The 21,951-nt window shown below is 55.3% G+C and carries 20 protein-coding genes; 15 read left to right on the forward strand and 5 right to left on the reverse strand.

The genetic code is table 11. The annotated features are described in order from the left end of the window. Positions 1 to 72 precede the first annotated feature (72 nt). Complete coding sequence (gene acrD, locus ACX1CU_RS06610) at positions 73 to 3,210, reverse strand: multidrug efflux RND transporter permease AcrD (RefSeq protein ID WP_459401795.1); 3,138 nt, start codon at positions 3,208 to 3,210, stop codon at positions 73 to 75. A gap of 202 nt (positions 3,211 to 3,412) precedes the next feature. Here acrD and ACX1CU_RS06615 point away from each other — a divergent pair, with 202 nt between their 5' ends. Further along, the gene (locus ACX1CU_RS06615; protein WP_459401796.1) at positions 3,413 to 3,691 is read left to right on the forward strand and encodes a winged helix-turn-helix domain-containing protein; all 279 of its coding nucleotides are present in this window, start codon (positions 3,413 to 3,415) and stop codon (positions 3,689 to 3,691) included. 26 nt (positions 3,692 to 3,717) lie between these two features. Here the strand turns inward: ACX1CU_RS06615 and narP are convergent, their stop codons facing one another. Both narP and narQ read right to left on the reverse strand, forming a co-directional pair. Beyond that, positions 3,718 to 4,350 carry a nitrate/nitrite response regulator protein NarP gene (gene narP, locus ACX1CU_RS06620; protein WP_459401797.1) on the reverse strand — a complete coding sequence of 211 codons (633 nt, stop codon included), beginning with the start codon at positions 4,348 to 4,350 and terminating at the stop codon, positions 3,718 to 3,720. Between the two features lie 137 nt (positions 4,351 to 4,487). Then, entirely contained in the window at positions 4,488 to 6,170 is a 1,683-nt protein-coding gene (gene narQ, locus ACX1CU_RS06625; RefSeq protein WP_459401798.1) for a nitrate/nitrite two-component system sensor histidine kinase NarQ, read from the reverse strand. A gap of 544 nt (positions 6,171 to 6,714) precedes the next feature. Here narQ and napF point away from each other — a divergent pair. The 9 genes from napF (at position 6,715) to ACX1CU_RS06670 (ending at position 15,174) form a co-directional block, all read left to right on the forward strand. Further along, positions 6,715 to 7,209: a ferredoxin-type protein NapF gene (napF, locus tag ACX1CU_RS06630; protein ID WP_459401799.1), complete on the forward strand. Its 495-nt coding sequence runs from the start codon at positions 6,715 to 6,717 to the stop codon at positions 7,207 to 7,209. Continuing rightward, the gene (napD, locus tag ACX1CU_RS06635; RefSeq protein WP_459402739.1) at positions 7,199 to 7,465 is read left to right on the forward strand and encodes a chaperone NapD; all 267 of its coding nucleotides are present in this window, start codon (positions 7,199 to 7,201) and stop codon (positions 7,463 to 7,465) included. Before napF ends, napD begins: the two co-directional genes overlap by 11 nt. Further along, complete coding sequence (napA, locus tag ACX1CU_RS06640) at positions 7,462 to 9,948, forward strand: nitrate reductase catalytic subunit NapA (RefSeq protein WP_459401800.1); 2,487 nt, start codon at positions 7,462 to 7,464, stop codon at positions 9,946 to 9,948. The genes napD and napA overlap by 4 nt, the downstream gene beginning before the upstream one ends. 10 nt (positions 9,949 to 9,958) lie before the next feature. After that, complete coding sequence (napG, locus tag ACX1CU_RS06645; protein ID WP_459401801.1) at positions 9,959 to 10,711, forward strand: ferredoxin-type protein NapG; 753 nt, start codon at positions 9,959 to 9,961, stop codon at positions 10,709 to 10,711. After that, complete coding sequence (gene napH / locus ACX1CU_RS06650) at positions 10,711 to 11,619, forward strand: quinol dehydrogenase ferredoxin subunit NapH (RefSeq protein WP_459402740.1); 909 nt, start codon at positions 10,711 to 10,713, stop codon at positions 11,617 to 11,619. Before napG ends, napH begins: the two co-directional genes overlap by 1 nt. Next, entirely contained in the window at positions 11,616 to 12,065 is a 450-nt protein-coding gene (gene napB / locus ACX1CU_RS06655) for a nitrate reductase cytochrome c-type subunit (protein ID WP_459401802.1), read from the forward strand. The genes napH and napB overlap by 4 nt, the downstream gene beginning before the upstream one ends. A gap of 11 nt (positions 12,066 to 12,076) precedes the next feature. Continuing rightward, entirely contained in the window at positions 12,077 to 12,694 is a 618-nt protein-coding gene (gene napC, locus ACX1CU_RS06660; RefSeq protein WP_459401803.1) for a cytochrome c-type protein NapC, read from the forward strand. Positions 12,695 to 12,818: 124 nt separating this feature from the next. Then, positions 12,819 to 13,394, forward strand: coding sequence for a GDP-mannose pyrophosphatase NudK (gene nudK / locus ACX1CU_RS06665; RefSeq protein WP_459401804.1), 576 nt, complete (start codon positions 12,819 to 12,821; stop codon positions 13,392 to 13,394). A 76-nt stretch (positions 13,395 to 13,470) separates the two neighbouring features. After that, positions 13,471 to 15,174, forward strand: a complete 1,704-nt coding sequence (locus ACX1CU_RS06670; RefSeq protein ID WP_459401805.1) for an SWIM zinc finger family protein — start codon at positions 13,471 to 13,473, stop codon at positions 15,172 to 15,174. Between the two features lie 16 nt (positions 15,175 to 15,190). On the opposite strand, the gene tal is transcribed toward ACX1CU_RS06670, so the two are convergent. Both tal and rpiB read right to left on the reverse strand, forming a co-directional pair. Continuing rightward, positions 15,191 to 16,141: a transaldolase gene (gene tal / locus ACX1CU_RS06675; RefSeq protein ID WP_459401806.1), complete on the reverse strand. Its 951-nt coding sequence runs from the start codon at positions 16,139 to 16,141 to the stop codon at positions 15,191 to 15,193. A gap of 130 nt (positions 16,142 to 16,271) precedes the next feature. Beyond that, on the reverse strand, positions 16,272 to 16,730 hold the full coding sequence (gene rpiB, locus ACX1CU_RS06680) for a ribose 5-phosphate isomerase B (protein WP_459401807.1): 459 nt from the start codon (positions 16,728 to 16,730) through the stop codon (positions 16,272 to 16,274). 316 nt (positions 16,731 to 17,046) lie between these two features. Between rpiB and ACX1CU_RS06685 the strand changes: the two genes are divergently transcribed. The 5 genes from ACX1CU_RS06685 to dhaL all read left to right on the forward strand — a co-directional run bounded on the left by ACX1CU_RS06685 (position 17,047) and on the right by dhaL (position 21,951). Then, positions 17,047 to 18,159, forward strand: coding sequence for an MDR/zinc-dependent alcohol dehydrogenase-like family protein (locus ACX1CU_RS06685; protein ID WP_459401808.1), 1,113 nt, complete (start codon positions 17,047 to 17,049; stop codon positions 18,157 to 18,159). 62 nt (positions 18,160 to 18,221) lie between these two features. Then, positions 18,222 to 19,490 (forward strand): MFS transporter, encoded by a 1,269-nt coding sequence (locus tag ACX1CU_RS06690; protein WP_459401809.1) that lies wholly within the window; start codon positions 18,222 to 18,224, stop codon positions 19,488 to 19,490. A 22-nt stretch (positions 19,491 to 19,512) separates the two neighbouring features. Further along, positions 19,513 to 20,271 carry an SDR family oxidoreductase gene (locus ACX1CU_RS06695; protein ID WP_459401810.1) on the forward strand — a complete coding sequence of 253 codons (759 nt, stop codon included), beginning with the start codon at positions 19,513 to 19,515 and terminating at the stop codon, positions 20,269 to 20,271. Between the two features lie 18 nt (positions 20,272 to 20,289). Continuing rightward, positions 20,290 to 21,291, forward strand: a complete 1,002-nt coding sequence (locus ACX1CU_RS06700) for a dihydroxyacetone kinase subunit DhaK (RefSeq protein ID WP_459401811.1) — start codon at positions 20,290 to 20,292, stop codon at positions 21,289 to 21,291. A gap of 3 nt (positions 21,292 to 21,294) precedes the next feature. Next, complete coding sequence (gene dhaL / locus ACX1CU_RS06705; RefSeq protein ID WP_459401812.1) at positions 21,295 to 21,951, forward strand: dihydroxyacetone kinase subunit DhaL; 657 nt, start codon at positions 21,295 to 21,297, stop codon at positions 21,949 to 21,951.

Consider the following 21,951-nt stretch of genomic DNA (forward strand, 5'->3'; position numbering starts at 1 on the left):
AACACCTTGGGTACAAAATATAAGTTGTAATAAAGCAGCATCGGTTCTCTGATGCTGCTTTTTTTACGCGCATTATTCGCTGCGTTTCTCTGCCTGTTTTTGCACGGCAGGTTTGCCTGGGAAACGGCGGCGCACTAAAACAAAGAACAACGGAACAAAGAAGATGGCCAATACCGTGGCGGAAATCATGCCGCCCATCACGCCGGTACCGACAGCGTGTTGGCTACCTGAACCGGCACCGGAACTGATGGTCATGGGCAACACGCCGAAGATAAAGGCCAGCGAGGTCATCAAAATCGGGCGTAAACGCATGCGCGAGGCTTCCAGCGTGGCGGCCATCAGATCTTGCCCTTTGTGATTGAGTTCATTGGCGAATTCGACGATCAGGATGGCGTTCTTTGCGGACAACCCGATAATCGTCAATAGCCCAACCTGGAAGTAAACGTCGTTCTCCAGCCCGCGCAGCCAGGTTGCCGCCACGGCACCGATCACCCCAAGCGGCACGACCAGCATGACCGAGAACGGAATCGACCAGCTTTCATACAGGGCCGCCAGACACAGGAACACCACCAGCAGCGAGATGGCATACAGCGCCGGAGCCTGGGAGCCCGACAGCCGTTCCTGATAAGACATGGCGGTCCATTCGAGGCCAAAACCGACCGGCAACTGGCTGACGAGTTTTTCCATCTCGATCATCGCGGTGCCGGTACTGACACCGGCAGCGGCTTCACCGACGATTTCGACCGTTGAACTGCCGTTATAGCGTTCCAGGCGCGGTGAGCCGAAATTCCAATGCGAAGTGGCAAAGGCGGAGAATGGCACCATGCCACCGCTGCTGTTGCGCACGAACCACTTATTGATGTCTTCCGGCAGCATGCGGAAAGGCGCATCGGCTTGTACATACACTTTCTTCACCCGGCCACGATCGACAAAGTCGTTGACATAGGTTGACCCCCAGGCGGTGGATAGCGTGCTGTTGATATCATTAATGGCAACGCCCAGCGCCTGTGCTTTGCGTTGATCGATATCGATTTGCAACTGCGGGCTATCGTCCAGGCCGTTATGGCGCACGCGGGACAACTGCGGGTTTTTCCCCGCCAGTTGCAGCAACCGATCGCGCGCTGCCATCAGTTTATCGTGGCCTTGCCCGGCATGATCTTCCAACTGCATATCAAAGCCCGCAGCGTTACCCAGCCCGGTAATCGCCGGCGGGCTGCTGGCGATGACTCTGGCTTCGTTAATCTTACTGAAAGCTTGGGTGGCGCGATCGATGATTGCGAATGAGCTATTGTCCCCCGAGGTCCGTAATTCCCACGCCTTCAGGCGGATAAACATCCGCGCCACATTCTGCCCATTTCCCCCGGGCCCCGAGCCAATGGTAGCGAACACCGACAGCACGTTATCTTTTTCTTTGCTCAGGAAATAGTGCTCTATCTTTTCCACCACTTTGGTGGTTTGTTGCAGGGTTGAACCGGTCGGTAATTGCACCTGTACGGTGAAGACGCCACGGTCTTCCTGTGGCAGGAACGAGGTGGGCAACTTCAGGAACAACAATGCCATCCCGCCGAGTAGCAGCAGGTAAATCATCAGATAGCGAATGCTGTGGTGCAGCACGCGCGCCACGCCGCGCTCATAGCGTTCGGCGTTACGGTTGAACATCCGGTTGAACCAGCCAAAGAAGCCACGCTTGCCGTGATGATGGCCTTTGGTTACCGGTTTCAGCAGGGTAGCGCACAGCGCCGGAGTCAGGATCATCGCCACCAGCACGGAAAGCACCATGGCGGAAACGATGGTGATCGAGAACTGGCGATAAATCGCGCCGGTCGTGCCGCCGAAGAAAGCCATGGGAATAAACACCGCTGAAAGCACCATGGCGATCCCCACCAGAGCGCCCTGGATCTGCCCCATGGATTTACGCGTTGCGTCGCGCGGAGATAAACCCTCTTCACTCATTACGCGTTCAACGTTTTCCACTACCACGATGGCATCGTCCACCAGCAGGCCGATCGCCAATACCATCGCGAACATCGTCAGGGTATTAATGCTGTAACCGAAAGCGGCAAGAATGGTGAAGGTGCCGAGCAGCACCACCGGCACGGCGATGGTCGGGATCAGCGTAGCTCGGAAGTTCTGTAGGAACAGATACATCACCAGGAACACCAGCGCGATGGCTTCCAGCAGCGTTTTCACTACGTCTCTAATCGAGGCTTTGACGAACGGGGTGGTTTCATAGGCCACCTTCGCCTCCAGCCCCGGCGGGAAATATTTGGCCAGCTCAGCGATTTTATCTTTTACCAGTTGATCGGTTTGCAGTTCGTTAGCGCCGGAAGCCAGTTTGATATTCATCCCGGCGGCCTGCAGGCCGTTGTAGCGGCTGAGGAAGTTGTAGTTTTCGCCACCGAGTTCAACGGTGGCCACATCGCCGAGCGTGACCAGTGAACCATCCTGGTTGACGCGCAGGGTGATCTCACGGAATTGTTCCGGCGTCTGCAACTGGGATTGCGCATTGATAGTGGCGTTAAGCGCCTGTTTGTCTACCGACGGAGTTCCCCCCAACTGGCCTACCGCCACCTGGGCGTTCTGTGAGCCGATCGCGCTCACCACATCCTGCGTGGTCAACTGATAGCTGGTGAGTTTGTTAGGATCCAGCCAGATGCGCATCGCGTACTGCGAGCCGTAAACGTCCATACTACCCACACCGTCGATCCGGCTGAGTGGGTCTTGCAGGTTAGAGACGATGTAATCGGCAATATCCTGCTTATCCATGCTGCCATCGGTAGAGACGAAAGCCACCATCATCAGCGTGGTATCGCCAGATTTGGAGACCGACACCCCTTGCTGCTGCACCGCTTGCGGTAAGCGCTTTAGCGCCCCCTGGAGCTGGTTCTGCACCTGCTGCATCGCTTGATTGGGGTCGGTGCCGGCGTTGAACGTCAGCGTCACGCTGGCCTGACCGGTGTTGGTGCTTTGCGACGACATATACATCATGTTGTCGAGGCCGGTCATGTTCTGTTCGATAATCTGGGTAACGGTGTTTTCCAGCGTTTGCGCTGAAGCCCCAGGATAAGTGGCACTGATACGCACATTAGGCGGAGCGAGATTCGGGTATTGTTCAACAGGCAGCGAAAAAATCGCCAAGGTGCCTGTCAGGCAAAGAATAATTGCCAGAACCCAGGCAAAAATAGGGCGGTCAATAAAAAAATTGGCCATGCAGCATGAACCTCGTTATGACTTGTTATATTTTTGACAGCATCAGTTATGCTTATACCGCCTGGCAGGATCCAGACGCCATTGCACTTTACTCGTGATAGGCAGGGAAAGCGTGGAGAAAAAATGGAGACAATGTAAATAACAGTGCTCGTCATCTACATTTATTGCAGAGTGAATGAAATTATCGCAGCAGGAGTTTGGCATGGAAATTAACCCGGTATTTGCCCGTCGTCTTTATCTTTGTTGGCTAATCAACCACACAGAACGGCCTAATGTTCCGCGCCTGATGGAGTTGACCGGTTGGCCGCGCCGTACATTACAGGATGTGTTAAAAGCCTTGCCCGGTTTGGGCGTGGAATTGCAGTTTGTTCAGCAGGGAGTGCGCAATAACGACGGTTTCTATCAGCTTGAAAACTGGGGCCCGTTGAATAAAAGCTGGGTTAACCAGCATCACCTGGCGCTGCTGGCTGCGATCGAATAAATGTTCCCCGGCACGCCGGGGACGCATTATTGACTCTTGTATTCCAGATACAAGACGGTGGCCGCCACGCGCGAACGCACGTTGAGCTTACGTAGCATGTTGCGAATATGCACCTTCACCGTTTCTTCAGAAATGTGCAATTGCGCCGCCACCTGCTTGTTTGACATACCGCGCGCCACTTCCTGTAACACATCCAATTCACGCTCGGTCAGATCGGCAAACGGATCGTGCTGTTCGCTGCGCGATGCCAGATAGTCGACCACCGCTTCGCTTATCACATTCTTGCCTTCGGCGGCTTCACGGATATGCTCCAGCAACTGCTCGGGCTCGCTGTCTTTCAGCAGATAACCATCGGCACCGGCATCGATTAACGCATACACATCGCTGCGCGCATCGGAGACCGTCAGCACGATGATGCGGGCATCCACATCATCGTCACGCAAGGCTTTCAGCGTATCCAGCCCGGAGAGGCCTTTCATGTTGAGATCAAGCAGAATGACGTCTGGCGTCAATTGCCCGGCTAACGTAATGGCTTCGTTACCATTGCTGGCTTCCGCCACAACGGTAAACGTGGGATCCAGCCCAAGCAACTGTTTGATGCCCCGGCGCATCAGTGGGTGATCGTCAACGATCATGACTTTGTAATTTTTCATCACCATGAAACATGCTCCCTGTAGCGAGTAAAACCACACAAGTGCCGGAGAGGGCACCTGGCTGTTAATCACAGAGCGGCGTTGGGTGCCGCAGATATTTTTAAAGGGTTACTACTGCTCAGCAGCAACGGATAAACCATCCCTTAAGGCGGAAAAGTCAGGCAGATCTCTGTGCCTTTTTCTTTGCCGCGCCGGATGTGTAACTTCCCCCCCAGGCGCGTCGCCCGTTCGCTCATAATGGTCAAGCCGTAATGGCCTTCCGGTTCGTCCAGGCTGTCGATGCCGGAACCATCATCGCAGATAGTGATCTGATTATCGCCCTCTGGCGAGAGTTCGCAGCGAATCACAATTTCCTGCGCATCGGCGTGCTTGATGGCATTCAGTACCGCTTCACGCACGATCTGTAGAGCGTGAACCTGTTGCTGTGCATTCAGCGCCTGTGAGGCTAGTCGGCAGTGTAACTGAATCCGTGCGCTGGTCAGAAGCTTTAATGGCTCCAGCACCTGCTTCAGCGCCGCATTGAGATCGGCGTCCTGAATGCTCAGGCGGAAGGTCGTCAGCAATTCACGCAACTGGCGGTAAGCATCGGCCAGTGCCCGGTCAAAGTCATCAATAATCTCGTGAGCGGCAGGCGGGCTATCCACCAGCGTACGTTTCAGCAAGGTGAGCTGGATACGCAGAAACGTCAAGGCCTGGGCCAGCGAATCATGCAGTTCGCGGGCAATGGTGGCGCGTTCCTCCATCAGCAGAAATTGCATATGCTGCTTCTGCGCGCGATTGAAGTAGACGCTGCGGCTGAGCATATTCGCCACGCTCTGCATCAGGTGCGGGTGGGGCGGTTGCTGTTGTTGCTGCCAACTGAGGCTACCCAGCGGTTTGTTGTCCTGCATAATGGAGATCGCCTGCCACTCCTGCTCCACCAGTGGTTCACCGCTGCCGATCTGCCATTGGCTGAGGTTGTCTTCCACATTCAGCCGAATGCATTGCAGTTGTTCACTCAGGCGCACAATACGCAACACTTTCTCGAATGCCCGCTGGTCAAGCTGCCCGGCGCTCAGCGCTTGTGAACAGCTGTAAAGCACTTCCAGCGTGCGGTTGGCCTGCTGTAGGCGCTCGGTTTTTTCCTGCACCTTATATTCCAGCGACTTATACAGCTTGGACAGTTCGCCGGACATGGCGGTGAACGCCTGCGATAACACCCCCAGTTCATTCGGTAACGATATGTCGAGCGGCGGATGGTTAAAATCGCGCTGTTGCATACGCTGGCTGGCATCCACCAAACGTTTCAGCGGCGTTACCACCTGGCGGCGCATAAAACGGATGCAGAACAGCACCAGGGCCACGATGGTGATATATCCCATAACGCTGATCGTCGCCACAATGCTCAGTTTGGTTTCGGAATAGCGCTGTAGTGCCAGCACAAAATGGTCGATCTGATTAACGTAGCTGGCCACGTTGGCCTGATAGTTTTCTGCATGTCCGGCCTGGATCTGCTTTTCCAGCGTCAGCCAGGATTGACGCAGCGTCAGGTATTTTTCCCGCACGTCTCTTGGCACGTAAAAACGATCGAGCTTGAGCAGGGCAGGAGCCAGCAGCGATTGCTGATATTGCAACAGGTGCTCGTTCACCTCACCGGAACCGTTGGTCAGTTCGTACGCCAAACGGTAGCTCTGCATGCGTAGGGAACCGGCAATATTTACGGCTTCCGCATCGCGCAGGCTATCGGCCACGGTGGTCAGCGCCAGCCCGGTAGACAGCACTGAAAGTATCACGATACCGATCAGCGCCTTGGCCATGCTTCCTATCACTGAGCGTTTTACGAGCAATTAAGCGTCCTTATCCATGAGCGGGCCAAGCCATCGAATTTCATTCGTAAGCAGAATGATAACCTTTACGGCGCCAAATCACTGCGATTTTCGTCAAACTGTCGGTGCGGATCGATGGGCGAACGCTATATAACTAAATAGATAACGGTCGCGTAAAAATCCTCGCAAGAAACCCCTCTAAGCGTTGCCAGAGATTGATCTGGCGCAATCAACCTAGTGATTTACCCATAAAGAGTGATTATTTCCCCCAGGCGTTCAGCCTATTTTGTCCCTGCCCCAGCAGTAATGATTGTCAGTTAAGGCTAACCAGTCCCCTCCTTTGGGGAGAGGGTTAGGGTTAGGGGACGAACACTGTACTACAAGCCCCTCACCCCGGCCCTCTCCCACAGGGGGGCTACACCTTTAGCGTCTGCTGCATGATTATGCAGTTTTTTGCTTAACTGACGGGTATTACTGCCTCGGCAGGGGGTTGAGATAAAAAACAACAAAAATACCGGTTCACTTTTATACGCAGTGCGTATTTCTAACACTAAGGATAAACCGCATGGCCGAATTGTCGCGACGCAAACTGCTCAGCGGACAATGGCGTCATCATTCTGATGCGATCCGTCCCCCATGGTCGCGCGAAGCTCCTCTCTTTCTTGCTGGCTGCACACGGTGCCAGGCGTGCATCAACGCCTGTGAAACCGGCGTGTTGATCGTCGGCAGCGGTGGTTTTCCTGAAGTTGATTTCCAACGTGCGGAGTGCACCTTTTGCCGCCAGTGTGCAAAAGCTTGTGAAGCACCGCTGTTTTATCCGCCGCAATACCCGCCTTGGCAGCAGGTGGCCACCTTTACCGCTCGCTGTCTGGCGTTGCAGGGCATTGAGTGCCGCAGTTGCCAGGATAACTGTGAAACCCAGGCAATCCGTTTCCGACCGCAGTTGGGCGGGATCGCTAAACCGCAGCTCGATGCGGCGGCCTGTAGCGGTTGTGGTGCTTGTGTTGCCGGTTGCCCGGCGGCGGCGATCGCGATAACCCGGAGTGAAAATAATGAATAACGAATGGCATGTGAGCGGGTTGATGGTTCAGGCCCGGCCGGAAAAGTTTCCAGGGTTGATCCCAGCGCTGCTGGCGATCCCGGAGACGGAAATTCCGGTACAAGATCAACAGCAGGGCAAGTTGGTGGTGGTGATGCAGGCAGCGCGCTCTCAGGCGTTGCTGGAAAAAATTGAGTCGGTGCGTGATTTGGATGGCGTGCTGGCGGTGTCGCTGGTTTATCACCAGCAGGATGAGCAAGATGAGGTAACGCCATGAAACTCAGTCGTCGAGACTTCATGAAAGCTAACGCCGCAGCGGCCGCTGCGGCGGCTGCCGGGCTGACGATCCCAACGGTCGCTCAGGCCGTGGTCGGTGGTGCCGATGAAATAAAATGGGACAAAGCGCCTTGCCGCTTCTGCGGCACCGGCTGCGGCGTGCTGGTGGGCACACAGAATGGCCGCATTGTCGCCTCGCAGGGCGATCCGGATGCGCCGGTCAACCGTGGCCTGAACTGTATCAAAGGCTACTTCCTACCGAAAATCATGTACGGCAAAGACCGCCTGACGCAGCCGCTGCTGCGGATGAAAAACGGCCAGTATGATAAAGAAGGTGAATTCACACCCATCAGTTGGGAACAGGCTTTCGATATCATGGCCGAGAAGTTCAAAGGGGCTCTGAAAGAGAAGGGCCCTGATGCGGTGGGCATGTTCGGTTCCGGCCAGTGGACGATCTGGGAAGGTTACGCCGCTGCCAAGCTGTTCAAGGCCGGTTTGCGCTCGAATAACCTCGATCCGAACGCGCGCCACTGCATGGCTTCAGCGGTGGTGGGTTTTATGCGCACCTTCGGCATGGATGAACCGATGGGCTGCTACGACGATATCGAGCAGGCCGACGCGTTCGTACTTTGGGGTTCCAACATGGCGGAAATGCACCCGATCCTCTGGTCGCGCATCACCAACCGCCGCTTGGGCAATGACAAGGTCAATGTCTCCGTTCTGTCTACGTTCGAGCACCGCAGCTTTGAGCTGGCGGATAACGCCATGGTGTTCACCCCGCAGACCGATCTGGCGATCATGAATTACATCGCCAATTACATTATTCAGAACAACGCGGTCGATCAGGAATTCCTCAAGCAGCACGTCAATATTCGCAAGGGCGCGACCGATATCGGTTACGGCCTGCGTCCGACGCATCCGCTGGAAAAAGCCGCCAAGAATCCGGGTAGCGACGCTTCGGAACCGATGAGCTTCGACGATTACAAAGCCTTTGTGGCGGAATATACGCTGGAAAAAGCCGCCGAAATGAGCGGCGTGCCGAAAGATCAACTGGAAGCGCTGGCGAAGCTGTATGCCGATCCCAATGTGAAAGTGGTGTCTTACTGGACCATGGGCTTTAACCAGCATACGCGCGGCGTGTGGGCCAATAACCTGTGTTACAACCTGCACCTGCTGACCGGCAAGATCTCCAAACCGGGCTGCGGGCCGTTCTCACTTACCGGCCAGCCTTCCGCCTGCGGCACCGCGCGTGAAGTGGGGACCTTCTCCCACCGCCTGCCGGCAGACATGGTGGTCACCAACGAAAAACACCGTCAGATCGCCGAAAAAATCTGGCAGCTACCGGCTGGCACTATTCCAGAAAAAGTCGGGCTGCATGCGGTCGCTCAAGACCGGGCGCTGAAAGACGGCAAGCTGAATGCCTACTGGGTGATGTGTAACAACAACATGCAGGCCGGGCCAAACATCAATGAAGAACGTATGCCGGGCTGGCGCGATCCGCGCAACTTTATCGTGGTCTCCGATCCCTACCCGACGGTGAGTGCGCTGGCGGCGGACTTAATTCTGCCAACCGCCATGTGGGTCGAGAAAGAAGGGGCTTACGGTAACGCCGAGCGCCGCACCCAGTTCTGGCGCCAGCAGGTGAAAGCGCCGGGCGAAGCCAAATCCGATCTGTGGCAGCTGGTGGAATTCGCCAAGCGCTTCAAAGTGGAAGAAGTGTGGCCCGCAGAACTGCTGAATCAGAAGCCGGAATACCGTGGCAAAACCCTGTATGACGTGCTGTTTGCCAACGGCGAAGTCAACAAATACAAGCTGGAAGAGATCCCGGCGGCACAGTTGAACGACGAAGCGCGTGACTTTGGCTATTACCTCCAGAAAGGGCTGTTTGAAGAGTATGCCGGTTTTGGGCGCGGCCATGGTCACGATCTGGCGGCGTTCGACATGTACCACCAAGCGCGCGGCCTGCGTTGGCCGGTGGTCGATGGCAAAGAAACCCTGTGGCGTTACCGCGAAGGCACCGATCCTTATGTGAAAGCAGGTGAGAGCGTGCGTTTCTACGGCAAGCCAGACGGCAAAGCGGTGATCTTCGCGCTGCCGTTCGAACCGGCGGCCGAAAGCCCGGATCAGGAATATGACCTGTGGCTGTCTACCGGCCGCGTGCTGGAGCACTGGCATACCGGCTCCATGACGCGCCGCGTACCAGAACTGCACCGTGCCTTCCCGGAAGCGGTGTTGTTTATCCATCCGCTGGACGCCAAAGAACGCAACCTGCGCCGGGGTGACAGAGTGAAAGTGCTGTCACGCCGTGGCGAAGTGGTGAGCACCGTGGAAACCCGTGGCCGTAACCGCCCGCCGAAAGGTCTGGTGTACATGCCGTTCTTTGATGCGGCGCAGTTGGTCAATAACCTGACGCTGGATGCGACCGATCCGCTGTCAAAAGAGACCGATTACAAGAAGTGTGCGGTAAAACTGGAGAAGGTATAAGGCCAACGCCATGAGCCAGCAACGAGATAAAACCCCGGCGCGGCGGCGCTTCCTGCGTGATGCCGCCCGCAGCGCCGCCGGGTTGGCAGGGATCGCCGTACTGCTCGGGTTGCAGCAGAAGCAGTCGCAAGCGCGTGACGGCCTGGCCTTGCGGCCACCGGGCGCGCTGGCGAATGAGGCGTTTGACAGCGCCTGCATCCGCTGTGGCCAGTGCGTGCAGGCGTGCCCGTATCAGACGCTGAAATTGGCTACGCTGCTCTCACCCAGGGCGGCGGGGACACCGTACTTTGTGGCGCGGGATATCCCTTGCGAGATGTGTGAAGACATTCCGTGCGTGGTGGCCTGCCCAAGCGGTGCGCTGGATCCTTTGCTGACCGATATCGATCAGGCGCGGATGGGGTTGGCGGTGCTGCTGGATCATGAAAATTGCCTGAACTGGCAGGGGCTGCGCTGTGACGTCTGTTACCGCGTCTGCCCGCAGATCGACAAGGCGATTACGCTGGATCTACAGCACAACCCACGTACCGGCAAGCACGCGATGTTCCTGCCTAGGGTACACAGCGATGCTTGCACCGGCTGCGGCAAGTGCGAACAGGCCTGCGTGCTGGAACAGGCGGCCATCAAGGTATTGCCAATGGAACTGGCTCGCGGCCAGTTGGGTGAGCATTACCGCTGGGGCTGGCAGGAAAAACAGCGAGCAGGGCATTCGCTGGTGCCGGAAGGGCTGACGTTACCGGCACGTGGTGCAAAGGGAGGTGAATGATGGCTAATCCTGTCGCACAAGCCGGGCGTGATGCGCGCCTGCGTCACGGCTGGTGGCGCAGCAACCGCTTTCTGATCCTGCGGCGCAGCAGCCAGTTGCTGATCTTGCTGATGTTTTTATCTGGGCCGCTGTGGGGCGTCTGGATCCTGCGCGGTAACTACAGCGCCAGCCTGCTGCTGGAGACGATCCCGCTCACCGATCCGTTGATGATGCTGGAAAGCCTGCTGGCCGGGCACTGGCCAGCCTGGCTGGTGTGGGTGGGCACCGCAGTAGTGCTGATCTACGGCCTGATCGGCAATCGGGTGTTCTGTGGCTGGGTTTGTCCGTTGAATCCGGTCACCGATCTGGCTGCCTGGCTGCGGCGCAAGTTGGGCCTGCGGCAGTCGGCCAGCCTACCGCGCAGCTTGCGCTACGGCATTTTGATCGCCGTGCTGGTAGGTAGCGCCGTCAGTGGCACGCTGCTGTGGGAATGGCTCAACCCGGTTGCCCTGATGGGCCGTGGTTTGATTCATGGTATCGGAGAGGGGGCGCTGAGCTGGCTGAAAGGCTTGGTTGCCGCTTTTGGTGCCGGGATCTGGCTGATTGTGGCGCTGTTCCTGTTCGACCTGCTGGTGGTTGAGCATGGTTGGTGTGGTCATCTTTGCCCGGTGGGCGCCTTATACGGCGTCATTGGCAGCCAGGGCGTGGTGCAGATCAGCGCTGAGAAGCGCGAAAACTGCACCCGCTGTATGGATTGCATCCATGTTTGCCCGGAACCGCAAATTTTACGTGAACCGTTATTGCTGCAAAAAGGCGCGCCACAGGTGGCCAGTGATGCCTGTATTGCCTGCGGACGTTGTATCGACGTCTGTGCAGAAAATGTCTTCGAAATTAAGACCAAATTTCATTATTCGGGAGCCAAAAAATGAAAAGCAATGTCCTGAACAAGCCGCTTTCCCTGTGTGGTGCGCTGCTGTCGCTGGTGGTTGCCAGCTTCGCGTTTGCCGCCAGCGATGTGGACCTTCAGCAATCGCCAGAGGTTTCCGCCACTGTCGAAGGGCAGATCAAAATGCCGAAACAGCAGGAAAGAATGGCGCTGAACTATGTTAACCAGCCGCCGATGATCTCGCACAGCATTGATGGTTATCAGGTGACCAAGAACACCAACCGCTGTTTGCAGTGCCACGGTGTAGAGAGCTATCGCACGACCGGCGCACCGCGTGTCAGCCCAACGCACTTTATGGACAGTGACGGCAAAGTGCTGGGTGAAGTGGCACCACGCCGCTATTTCTGTCTGCAATGTCACGTACCACAAACCGATGCTGCACCGATCATCGGTAACGATTTCAAGCCCATGCCGGGCTTTGGGCAATAAGCGGGGGAGTTATGGCCGAACGTAATAATGAAACATCTGAGAAAAAGGCCGGGCTGATTCGCCGTTTATGGCGCTGGTGGCGCAGGCCGAGCCGCTTGGCGTTGGGCACGCTGCTGTTGCTGGGATTTGTGTCAGGGATTATTTTCTGGGGCGGTTTCAACACGGGTATGGAAGCGGCTAACACCGAGCAGTTCTGCATCGGTTGCCATGAAATGCGTGAAAACGTCTACGAAGAATATATGGATAGCGTGCATTACAACAACCGCAGCGGCGTTCGCGCCACCTGTCCGGATTGCCACGTGCCGCACGAGTGGGCACCGAAAATGCTGCGCAAGCTGAAGGCCAGCAAAGAGCTGTATGGCAAGGTGTTTGGCGTGATCGACACGCCGCAGAAGTTTGAAACACACCGGTTGGCGATGGCCACGAACGAATGGGCGCGGATGAAGGCCAATAACTCACAGGAATGCCGTAACTGCCATAACTTTGAGTATATGGACTTCAGCGCACAGAAAACCGTGGCGGCGAAGATGCATGACAAAGCGATCGTCGAAGGCAAAACCTGTATTGATTGCCATAAAGGGATCGCGCATAAGTTGCCAGATATGCGCGAAGTGCCGAGCGGTTTTTAAGCGATTGGCGTTAAAAAACCCCGCAGTGCTGCAAAGCCTGCGGGGTTTTTTGTTGCAAATCCGCCGTGGCTGCGTTTTGCTATTGGCCCATGATTGAGTTGATCAGCTAACGGAAGCCAGGTTTATGTCATCGAAGATTGAAAATATCAGGAAAGAGCTGTTGTCGAATAACTGGTATGTGTTAAATAAGTATACCTTTGATTTAAAACGTAAAAATGGCGGTTCCGTTGAGCAAGTGCGTGAAGTGTACGATCGTGGTAACGGCGCCACCATTCTGCTGTATAACCGCGCCAAAGGCACCGTGGTGCTGACCAATCAATTCCGTATGCCGACCTACGTCAACGGTAATGCCAGCGGTATGCTGCTGGAAGCCTGCGCCGGGTTGCTGGATGCCGATTCCCCCGAGCAGTGCGCCCGCCGCGAAGCGGTGGAAGAGACCGGTTTTCAGGTGGATAAAGTACAGAAAATCTTTGAAGCCTATATGTCGCCAGGGGGCGTGACCGAGATCGTCCATTTCTTTATTGCCGAATATCAGGATAACGCACGCCATCACGCTGGCGGTGGCATCGAAGATGAAGATATCGAAGTGGTGGAGCTGCCGTTCAGCGAAGCGGTGGCGATGATCGCCGATGGCCGCATCAAGGATGGCAAAACCATTATGTTGTTGCAGTATCTGCAAATCCATCGGCTGATGGAGTAATTTCTCATTCGAGTTTGGCAAATATCCTTAAGTGGGACGGGATGTAACCACATAAATACGGGCGCAGGAACACCTGATGAAATTGAATGATCATAATACCGCTGATTTACCTTTGAATGATGTGGCTGAACTGCTGGCATCCGTCAACCAAGAGACCTTGAAGAAAGGTACACAACTGATGGATAAAAAATGCGTCAGTAGCCTGCAGATTCGGGCAAATAAGATCACCGCTGATGTGAGAGGCAGTTACATTTATCAGGTTCAGTTCTCCTTCAAACCCGAATTACGATGCGATTGTACCTGCCCAGCGGCCGATTATATGGATATTTGCAAACATGCCGTTGCCGTCGCATTACAACTGACGCAGCCGGGTAAGGTGCCAGAAGAAGATCCCGACGAACAGCTGCTGCGCCGTTACTTTAAGCAAAAACAGCCCGATGAACTGATTTCGCTATTGCTGCAAGCGCTGAGGGGCAATGAAAGCTTGGCCAAGGCGTGGTTATTTGAGGCCACGCTGGCATTTGAACCGCCCTCACTGGCACAGCTGAAAAAAATGGTGACCAAGGCCATGCCCGCGCGTGCGCTTTGGAACTGGCATGAAGTGTCTGGCTATTTCTCCGCCGCAGAAGCGCAGTTGGGGAGTATCTGGACGGCGATGGAAAAGTTACCCGTCGCAGAACAGTGGTTACTGACCGAGCATGTGTTGAAACGCCTGAATAACGTGTTAGGGCGTATTGATGATTCTGGCGGTTATCGCTTTACTATTGAAGGCCAACTTTTTGAAAAAATGTCTGCAATTTTTGAAAAACTCGACTGGTCTGCTGCAAAGAAGGCGCAATGGCTGTTTGAACACCTGAATCAGACGGAATATGACGTATTCCCAGAGGTTCTTCAGCATTTTCCTTGCATCGGTGAGGTGAAAAATTGCCTGCTGAAATTATGTAATGATGCCGTTGAAACGATGGCAACCGAGCTCCTGAGAACCGATCAACCGTTTGAGCTGGCATGGCAAATGAAAAGCTATGCGAGACCCCTATTGGAGGCTGCCCAACAAAGCGGAAACTGGCGCGAAGAGGTGCGTTTGCTGTCGATGCTGGCTTACCGTTGTGACGATTTCCTGGAGCTTAGCAAAGTCTGCCTTGGGCATCAGGAAGAGCTTGATGCAGAAGATTGGTTACTGAGAGCGAAAAAAGTAGCAGAACGTCCGCATGAAGAAAGGGCCTGTGCCCATCAGGAGGTGCGGGTAAAGATGGCTCTTGGTGAACATCAGCAAGCATGGCAGGTTGCCTGGTGCGGTTTTGAACAACATCCTAGCTATCATGAATATCAATATCTGCTCACTGTTCACGAGCAGCTTGGGCAGTTGGAACCCCAACTGTTAACCAAGGTGGAACAGGTGCTGATCAATGCTCCAAGCCAGCAGAGGGATCTGGTCGATTTTTATCTGGCAAACCATGAGCTTGAAAAAGCGAGAGCCTGTATCAGGAGCGGGGGCGGCTCGCGAGAACAAGTACTGCAACTGGCTGATTTATCCGTTGCCAAGCAGCCAGCGGAGGCGCTGGCAATCTATCAGCGGGTAGTAAAAAAGCTTATCGAACAGGGTAATGCACCGTCCTATGAACAGGCCGCACAGCTATTATTGCAACTACAGGCGCAGCTCAAGGCGAACCAGCATCCATTGAGCGATTTCAACCACTCCGTGGCTCAATTAGCCACGGAGTTTCGGCGTAAACGCAATATGCTTGCCCTACTGAATACGCACTTTGCCGATTGCCTGTAGTGCCGCCGGGCTGGAATTACAGTTCAGCCACCAACATATCTTCCAGTTTCTGCTGGTCAACGGCGAACAGCCGGATGCCTTCGGCCAGTTTCTCTACCGCCATCGCATCCTGATTATGCAACCAGCGGAACTCGGCTTCGGCCAGCGGAGCGGGTTGGTGGAAGGCTTCGACCGATGGCGTCAGCTGGCGTTCAATCGGCCGATCGCTCTGCTTCAGCTGTTCCAGCAGATTTGGGGCAATGGTTAAACGATCGCAGCCCGCCAGCGCCAGAATCTGTTCAACCTTACGGAAGCTAGCCCCCATGATCACCGTCTGGTAGCGATGCTGCTTGTAGTATTCATAAATCGCGCGGACCGATTTCACGCCAGGATCCTGCTCTGCATCGTAGTCCGTCATTGGCTGTTTGGCCTGATACCAGTCATAGATACGGCCAACAAACGGGGAGATCAGGAACACGCCCGCCTCGGCACAGGCACGGGCCTGAGCAAAGGAAAACAGCAGCGTCAGGTTGGTGTTGATCCCCTCTCTTTCCAGCTCTTCAGCCGCTTTGATCCCTTCCCAGGTGGCGGCCAGCTTGATCAGAATGCGCGATTTAGCGATCCCTTGCGCCTGATACATCCCAATCAGCTTGCGTGCCTTGGCCACGCACATGCCGCGATCGAACGACAAGCGCGCATCCACCTCGGTAGAGATACGGCCCGGCACGCTTTTCAGGATTTCTACGCCAATATTGACTGCCAGTTTATCACTGGCATTGATCAACTGGGTTTCTTTACTGCCACCCTGCTGGCGGGCGTAGTTGAGCGCCTCGACGATCAGTGGCCTATATTGCGGCAGCGCAGCGGCTTTCAGGATCAGCGAAGGGTTAGTGGTGGCATCCTGGGGCTCGAACTGGCGGATTGATTCGATGTCGCCACTGTCGGCGACTACGACGGTTAACTGCTTGAGTGCGTCTAACTGGTTCATCGATAAGCTCCTTGCTCAATGTGAGTAAATGAGAATAATTTTCATATAAGCAACCACAGTGCCTGATAACGCCGACGAATGACATGCGCTTTTACTGATTGTTATGATGGACCATAACAATCAGCCGGGATCAGCGCTGGCCGATAACCTGCTCGTAATAGCCAATCTTTGCCACTTTGGGTGCCGATCCTCCCCCTTCAAACTCCGAGGCCAGCCAGGCTTCGACGATCGACTTCGCCAATTCTGGGCCGATAACGCGTGCACCCAGAGTGATGATCTGCGCATCGTTACTCTTGCGGGCCCGCTGGGCGGAATAGGTGTCATGACACTGTGCGGCACGGATCCCCGGTACTTTGTTGGCCACGATGCTCATACCAATGCCGGTGCCGCACAGCAGGATCCCTCGTTGATGTTTGCCATCCTTGATCGCCTGTGCGACCTCAAAGGCAATATCCGGGTAGCTGGTCGATCGCCCATTGTTTTCTGGCGCGTAGTCGGTAACGGGGATATTGCGCTGTTGCAGACAGGCAACGATCACATTCTTCAGTTCAATGGCGGCATCATCGGCGCCGATAGCAATAGGCAACATAAAGATCTCCAGGTTGATAGCAATAGGGTTGACGACCTCGGTAGCGCGTCATGGGGTTACCATAACTATAGATCATCAAATGTTCAACTAATGTTCTTTTGTTTTTGTGGTGCTCTGGCTTTATAGGCATGAAAAGTGACTTGAATACCAAAAAATAGGTATAAATTGGACTTTTAGTCATTTTTTGAGGTCTTTTTGAGCGATATCACAGTTTGAAAAGTTGGTGGTGGGCAATTTGGTGCATAGTGAGTAGTGTTCATATGTTCTTTTAGTGTATCAATGATCATAATGACGAACCCTACCAGAGGAGAGAACTATGTGTCAGAACTGCGTAACACCGGCAAAAATGGCCGAAGGAATTCCTGAAACCATGAAAGCGGTGGTGGCTTATGCCCCGCATGATTACCGCCTGGAGGAAGTGGCAGTACCGAAAATTAGCCCGAAAGAGATCCTGATCAAGGTCGAAGCCTGTGGGATCTGTGCCGGTGACGTTAAAGCGTTTGAAGGGGCCGCCAGTTTCTGGGGCGATGACAAACAACCGGCTTATATCAAAGCACCGATGATCCCCGGTCACGAATTTATCGGCCATGTGGTGGGCTATGGCGAAGGGGTTGAAGGATTTAACCTGGGCGACCGGGTGATCTCCGAACAGATCGTCCCGTGCTGGGAATGCCGTTTCTGTAACCGAGGTCAGTATTGGATGTGTGAAAAACACGATCTGTATGGCTTCCAGAAAAACGTCAACGGTGGCATGGCGGAATACATGAAGTTCACCAAAGAAGCCATCAACTATCACGTGCCTGCGGATATGCCGATCGAAGATGCCATCCTGATCGAACCTTATGCCTGCTCGTTCCACGCGGTGCAGCGCGCCAATATCAAACTGGGTGATGTGGTGGTGCTGGCCGGTGCCGGGACGCTCGGTCTGGGTATGATCGGGGCGATCAAAAAATCCGGCCCGGCCAAGCTGGTGGTGCTCGATCTGTCGGACGAACGCTTGGCATTGGCGAAAAAGTTTGGTGCCGACGTGGTGCTGAACCCGCTGCGTGACGACGTGATGGCCATCGTCAAAGGCATGACCGAAGGCTACGGCTGCGATATCTACATTGAAGCCACCGGCGCGCAAAAGTCCGTTGAACAAGGGCTGATGTTGATCCGCAAACTGGGCACCTTTGTTGAGTTCTCGGTATTTAAAGATCCGGTGACCGTCGACTGGAGCATTATCAGCGATCGCAAAGAGCTGGATGTGCTGGGTTCACACCTGGGCCCGTATTGCTACCCGCTGGTGATCGAAGGCATCCGCAATGGCGATCTGCCTACCGAAGGCGTGGTCACGCAAACGCTGCCGCTTGAGCAGTTTGCCGAAGGTTTCGAGATGATGAAACGCGGCGTCGGCTCGATCAAAGTGGTGCTTAACCCGAACCTGTAATGCCTGCATCGTTCTGGTGCGGGTGAACCTGCACCTTGATATTAAATGTGCTGAGGTGTGCTATGTGGAATGGACTGATTCATCGCATTGGTCTTTCGCCGAAATTAATGCTCGGTTATGCCGGTGTGCTGGTATTTATGATGGGGGAAGGGTTGGAACAAGGCTGGCTTTCGCCCTATCTGATCGGCAAAGGGCTAACCATTCAGGAATCGGCGCTGGTGTTCAGCGTCTACGGTTTTGCTGCGGCGATTGCCGCCTGGTTTTCTGGCGTGCTGGCAGAGATTTTCACCGCCCGTCGGGTGATGATGGCCGGGCTGCTGCTGTTCCTGCTGGGTTCGGTGTGCTTTCTGGTGTGGGGGTTACCGAGCAATAACCTGGCGATCATGGTGCCGACCTATGCCCTGCGTGGGCTGGGTTATCCGCTGTTTGCCTATGGTTTTCTGGTGTGGGTGGCTTATGAGGCACCGCCGGAAAGGTTGGGATCGGCGGTGGGGATCTTCTGGTTTGTCTACAGCGGTGGTCTAAGCGTATTGGGCGTGCTCTACTCCAGCATCATGCTGCCTTACCTGGGCGAGATCCACACCCTGTGGAGTGCGTTAATTTTTGTGGTATTGGGTGCAATGATCGCATTGATGCTCAACCGTACGCCCGGCCATGCCGAAGTGGGCAACCGAGAAAAAGCCTCCCTCAGCTATGTGCTGAAAGGCATCACCATCGCGTTTGAGAACCCGAAAATCGGCCTGGGCGGCATTGTGCGTACCATCAACACCTCGGCGGCGTATGGCTTTGTGGTGTTTATGCCGATGTACATGATGGATATCGGCTTTAGCCGCACCGACTGGCTGCAGATGTACGCGGCGCTGTGGACGGTCAATATCATCTTCAATCTGATCTTTGGCGTAATCAGCGACGGCCTGGGCTGGCGCAACGTCGTCATGTGGTTTGGCTGCATCGGCTGTGCGATCACCACGCTGCTGTTCTATTACGTACCCTATTTCCTGGGGCCAAGCTATCTGCTGACCGTCTGTGCTGCTGGCCTGTTCGGTGCCTGTTTGGCGGCATTCGTACCGCTTTCGGCGATTATGCCGACGCTGGCGCCAGAGAATAAAGGCGCTGCTATGTCGATCCTCAATCTTGGCGCAGGGCTGAGTACCTTCGTTGGCCCGGCGGTGGTTGGTTTGTTTATCGGCAGCTTGGGTAGTAGCGGAGTGATCTGGATTTTCACCGGCCTGTATCTGTTCGCCGGTGTGCTGATGAAGTTTGTCACCTTACCGAAAGAGCGCGCTGCAACCACCGAAGAGGGTAACCCCCGTTTGGCAAACATATCCTGACTCGTGGGATAAGGAGAAAATAATGTCGACTGAAAGCAATGAGTTTTCCCTGCAAGGAAAAGTGGCGTTGATCACCGGGGGCGCGGCAGGCATCGGCTTTGCCATCGCCGAACGTTATCTGCAAAGCGGTGCCAGGGTGGTATTGCTGGATCGCACGCCGCAGGTGGTTGAGATTGCTCAGCAACTGAATGCGGAATCAGCACTGGGTATCGTAACGGACGTGACCGACAAAGCTGCGCTAACGCAGGCCGCTGCCCAGGCGAAAGCCCATTTTGGCCGCCTGGACGTGTTGGTCAACAGCGCCGGGATCGTCGCGCTGCACCCGGCAGAAGAACTGCCGGAAGAAGCCTGGGATCGCACCATGGCGGTCAACCTCAAAGGCGTGTTTCTCGCCAGCCAGGTGGTGGGCCACTATTTTCTCCGTCAGGGGAGCGGCAGCATTATCAACCTGGCTTCGCAAGCCGGTGTGGTGGCGTTACCCAATCACCTGGCTTACTGCGCCAGCAAGGCCGGTGTGATCGGCTTAACCCAGGTATTGGCCCTGGAATGGGGGCCGCACAACGTGCGGGTCAACGCCATCTCTCCTACCGTGGTGTTAACCGAATTGGGGCGTAAAGCCTGGTCGGGCGAAGTGGCCGAGCAGATGAAACAGAAAATCCCGCTGCGGCGCTTTGCCGAACCACAGGACATTGCCGCCAGCGCGCTGTTTTTGGCCAGCGACGCGGCCAGCATGATCACCGGTGCCAACCTGTTGGTTGACGGCGGTTATACCATTCAATAATCCGCAAGAGAGGCAACGATGAACAGAATTATTAACGATCCCGATCGCGTGGTGGAAGACGCCATCCAAGGCTATCTGCAGGCTCATCCGAACTATTTTTCCGCCACTGATAATGCGCGGGTGCTGAAATACCCGGCGGCACCGATTAAAGGCAAAGTCGGGATTGTCACCGGCGGTGGTTCAGGGCATGAACCGGCGTTTCTGGGCTATATCGGCAAAAACATGCTGGATGCGGTAGCGATTGGGGAAATCTTCTCTTCCCCAACCGCCGGAGCATTTCTTGACGCATTCAAGGCAGCAGACAGCGGTGCGGGCGTTGCCTGCCTGTATGGCAACTACGCTGGCGATAATATGAACGTCAAAATGGCGATGAAAAAGGCAACTGCGGCCGGTATCGCGGTAAAAACCGTGGTAGCGAACGACGATGTGGCCTCGGCACCCGCCAGCGAGATTGAAAAGCGCCGTGGCGTGGCCGGTGAAATCCTGATGTGGAAGGTCGGCGCAGCCGCTGCGGCGCAAGGCTACGATCTGGACGGTGTCATCGGGGCCGCACAAAAGGCCATCGGCAATTGCCGCTCGATCGGCGTTGGCCTCAGTTCCTGCACCATCCCGGCGGTGGGTAAGCCGAATTTCCATATCGAAGATGGCAAGATGGAGATCGGCATCGGTCACCATGGCGAGCCGGGGATTGAAGTTTCGCCGATCCAGCCTGCGGCGGCGATGGCCGGGACGATGCTCGACTTCGTGCTTAACGATATGCCGCTGGCCAAAGGGCAGGAGGCGGTGGTGCTGATCTCCGGGCTGGGGGCGACGCCGGTGATGGAACTGTACATCTATTATGCCGAGATCGAAAAGCGCCTGACCGCGCAAGGTGTGAAGGTGCATCGCTGCTATGTGGGCAACTACTTTACTTCGCTGGAAATGATGGGGGTAACGCTGACGTTAATGAAGCTCGACGATGAATTGAAAACCTTAATCGACATGCCCGCCCATTCATTAGGCTTAACTCAGGTGGAGTAAACCATGGAAGAACATATTTCGACGCAGCACGGCAACGATATTGTGGCCGCCCTGGTGCGGGTGATCGTCAGCAATCGCGAGTATCTCAGTGAAATTGATGGCGCGATTGGCGACGGCGATCACGGCATTAATATGGCGAAAGGCTTTGCCATGTGTGGTGAGGCCATCAAGGGCCAGCAACTGAGTTTGGCACAGGCGTTTGATGCGGTTTCTGACGCGCTGATGGAAGGGATTGGCGGTTCAATGGGGCCGCTGTATGGCAGCCTGTTTATGGGCATGGCCGACGGCGTGCGTGATCAACCGGTGCTGGATAGGCGGGTATTTCTGGCGATGCTGCAAAATGGCCTGCGTGAACTGCAAGACATCAGCAGCGCAGGCGTTGGCGACAAGTGCCTGATGGATACCTTGCTTCCGGCGATCTCCCGTTTCGAGCAGGCGGTTCAGCAAGGGGGGAGCTTCAGCGATGCCCTGGCACAGATGAAGCAGGCGGCGATTACCGGGCGTGATTCTACGCGCGATCTGGTGGCGAAGATTGGCCGCGCCAGCCGGTTGGGTGAGCGTTCGCGCGGCGCACTGGATGCCGGTGCGGTTTCCTGCTGCCTGCTGTTGTGTCAATTGGCCGATCAGGTCACGCAAGGCTTAAATACCGTGAGTGCGTGA

The sequence above is a fragment of the Serratia sp. D1N4 genome (genome assembly GCF_054552755.1).

What these genes read in the sequence shown, in the direction of transcription:
- acrD (WP_459401795.1), bottom strand. Translation starts at nt 3,210, where the DNA reads ATGGCCAATTTTTTTATTGACCGCCCTATTTTTGCCTGGGTTCTGGCA.
- ACX1CU_RS06615 (WP_459401796.1), top strand. Translation starts at nt 3,413, where the DNA reads ATGGAAATTAACCCGGTATTTGCCCGTCGTCTTTATCTTTGTTGGCTA.
- narP (WP_459401797.1), bottom strand. Translation starts at nt 4,350, where the DNA reads ATGGTGATGAAAAATTACAAAGTCATGATCGTTGACGATCACCCACTG.
- napF (WP_459401799.1), top strand. Translation starts at nt 6,715, where the DNA reads ATGGCCGAATTGTCGCGACGCAAACTGCTCAGCGGACAATGGCGTCAT.
- napA (WP_459401800.1), top strand. Translation starts at nt 7,462, where the DNA reads ATGAAACTCAGTCGTCGAGACTTCATGAAAGCTAACGCCGCAGCGGCC.
- napG (WP_459401801.1), top strand. Translation starts at nt 9,959, where the DNA reads ATGAGCCAGCAACGAGATAAAACCCCGGCGCGGCGGCGCTTCCTGCGT.
- napH (WP_459402740.1), top strand. Translation starts at nt 10,711, where the DNA reads ATGGCTAATCCTGTCGCACAAGCCGGGCGTGATGCGCGCCTGCGTCAC.
- napB (WP_459401802.1), top strand. Translation starts at nt 11,616, where the DNA reads ATGAAAAGCAATGTCCTGAACAAGCCGCTTTCCCTGTGTGGTGCGCTG.
- napC (WP_459401803.1), top strand. Translation starts at nt 12,077, where the DNA reads ATGGCCGAACGTAATAATGAAACATCTGAGAAAAAGGCCGGGCTGATT.
- nudK (WP_459401804.1), top strand. Translation starts at nt 12,819, where the DNA reads ATGTCATCGAAGATTGAAAATATCAGGAAAGAGCTGTTGTCGAATAAC.
- ACX1CU_RS06670 (WP_459401805.1), top strand. Translation starts at nt 13,471, where the DNA reads ATGAAATTGAATGATCATAATACCGCTGATTTACCTTTGAATGATGTG.
- tal (WP_459401806.1), bottom strand. Translation starts at nt 16,141, where the DNA reads ATGAACCAGTTAGACGCACTCAAGCAGTTAACCGTCGTAGTCGCCGAC.
- rpiB (WP_459401807.1), bottom strand. Translation starts at nt 16,730, where the DNA reads ATGTTGCCTATTGCTATCGGCGCCGATGATGCCGCCATTGAACTGAAG.
- ACX1CU_RS06685 (WP_459401808.1), top strand. Translation starts at nt 17,047, where the DNA reads ATGTGTCAGAACTGCGTAACACCGGCAAAAATGGCCGAAGGAATTCCT.
- ACX1CU_RS06690 (WP_459401809.1), top strand. Translation starts at nt 18,222, where the DNA reads ATGTGGAATGGACTGATTCATCGCATTGGTCTTTCGCCGAAATTAATG.
- ACX1CU_RS06695 (WP_459401810.1), top strand. Translation starts at nt 19,513, where the DNA reads ATGTCGACTGAAAGCAATGAGTTTTCCCTGCAAGGAAAAGTGGCGTTG.
- ACX1CU_RS06700 (WP_459401811.1), top strand. Translation starts at nt 20,290, where the DNA reads ATGAACAGAATTATTAACGATCCCGATCGCGTGGTGGAAGACGCCATC.
- dhaL (WP_459401812.1), top strand. Translation starts at nt 21,295, where the DNA reads ATGGAAGAACATATTTCGACGCAGCACGGCAACGATATTGTGGCCGCC.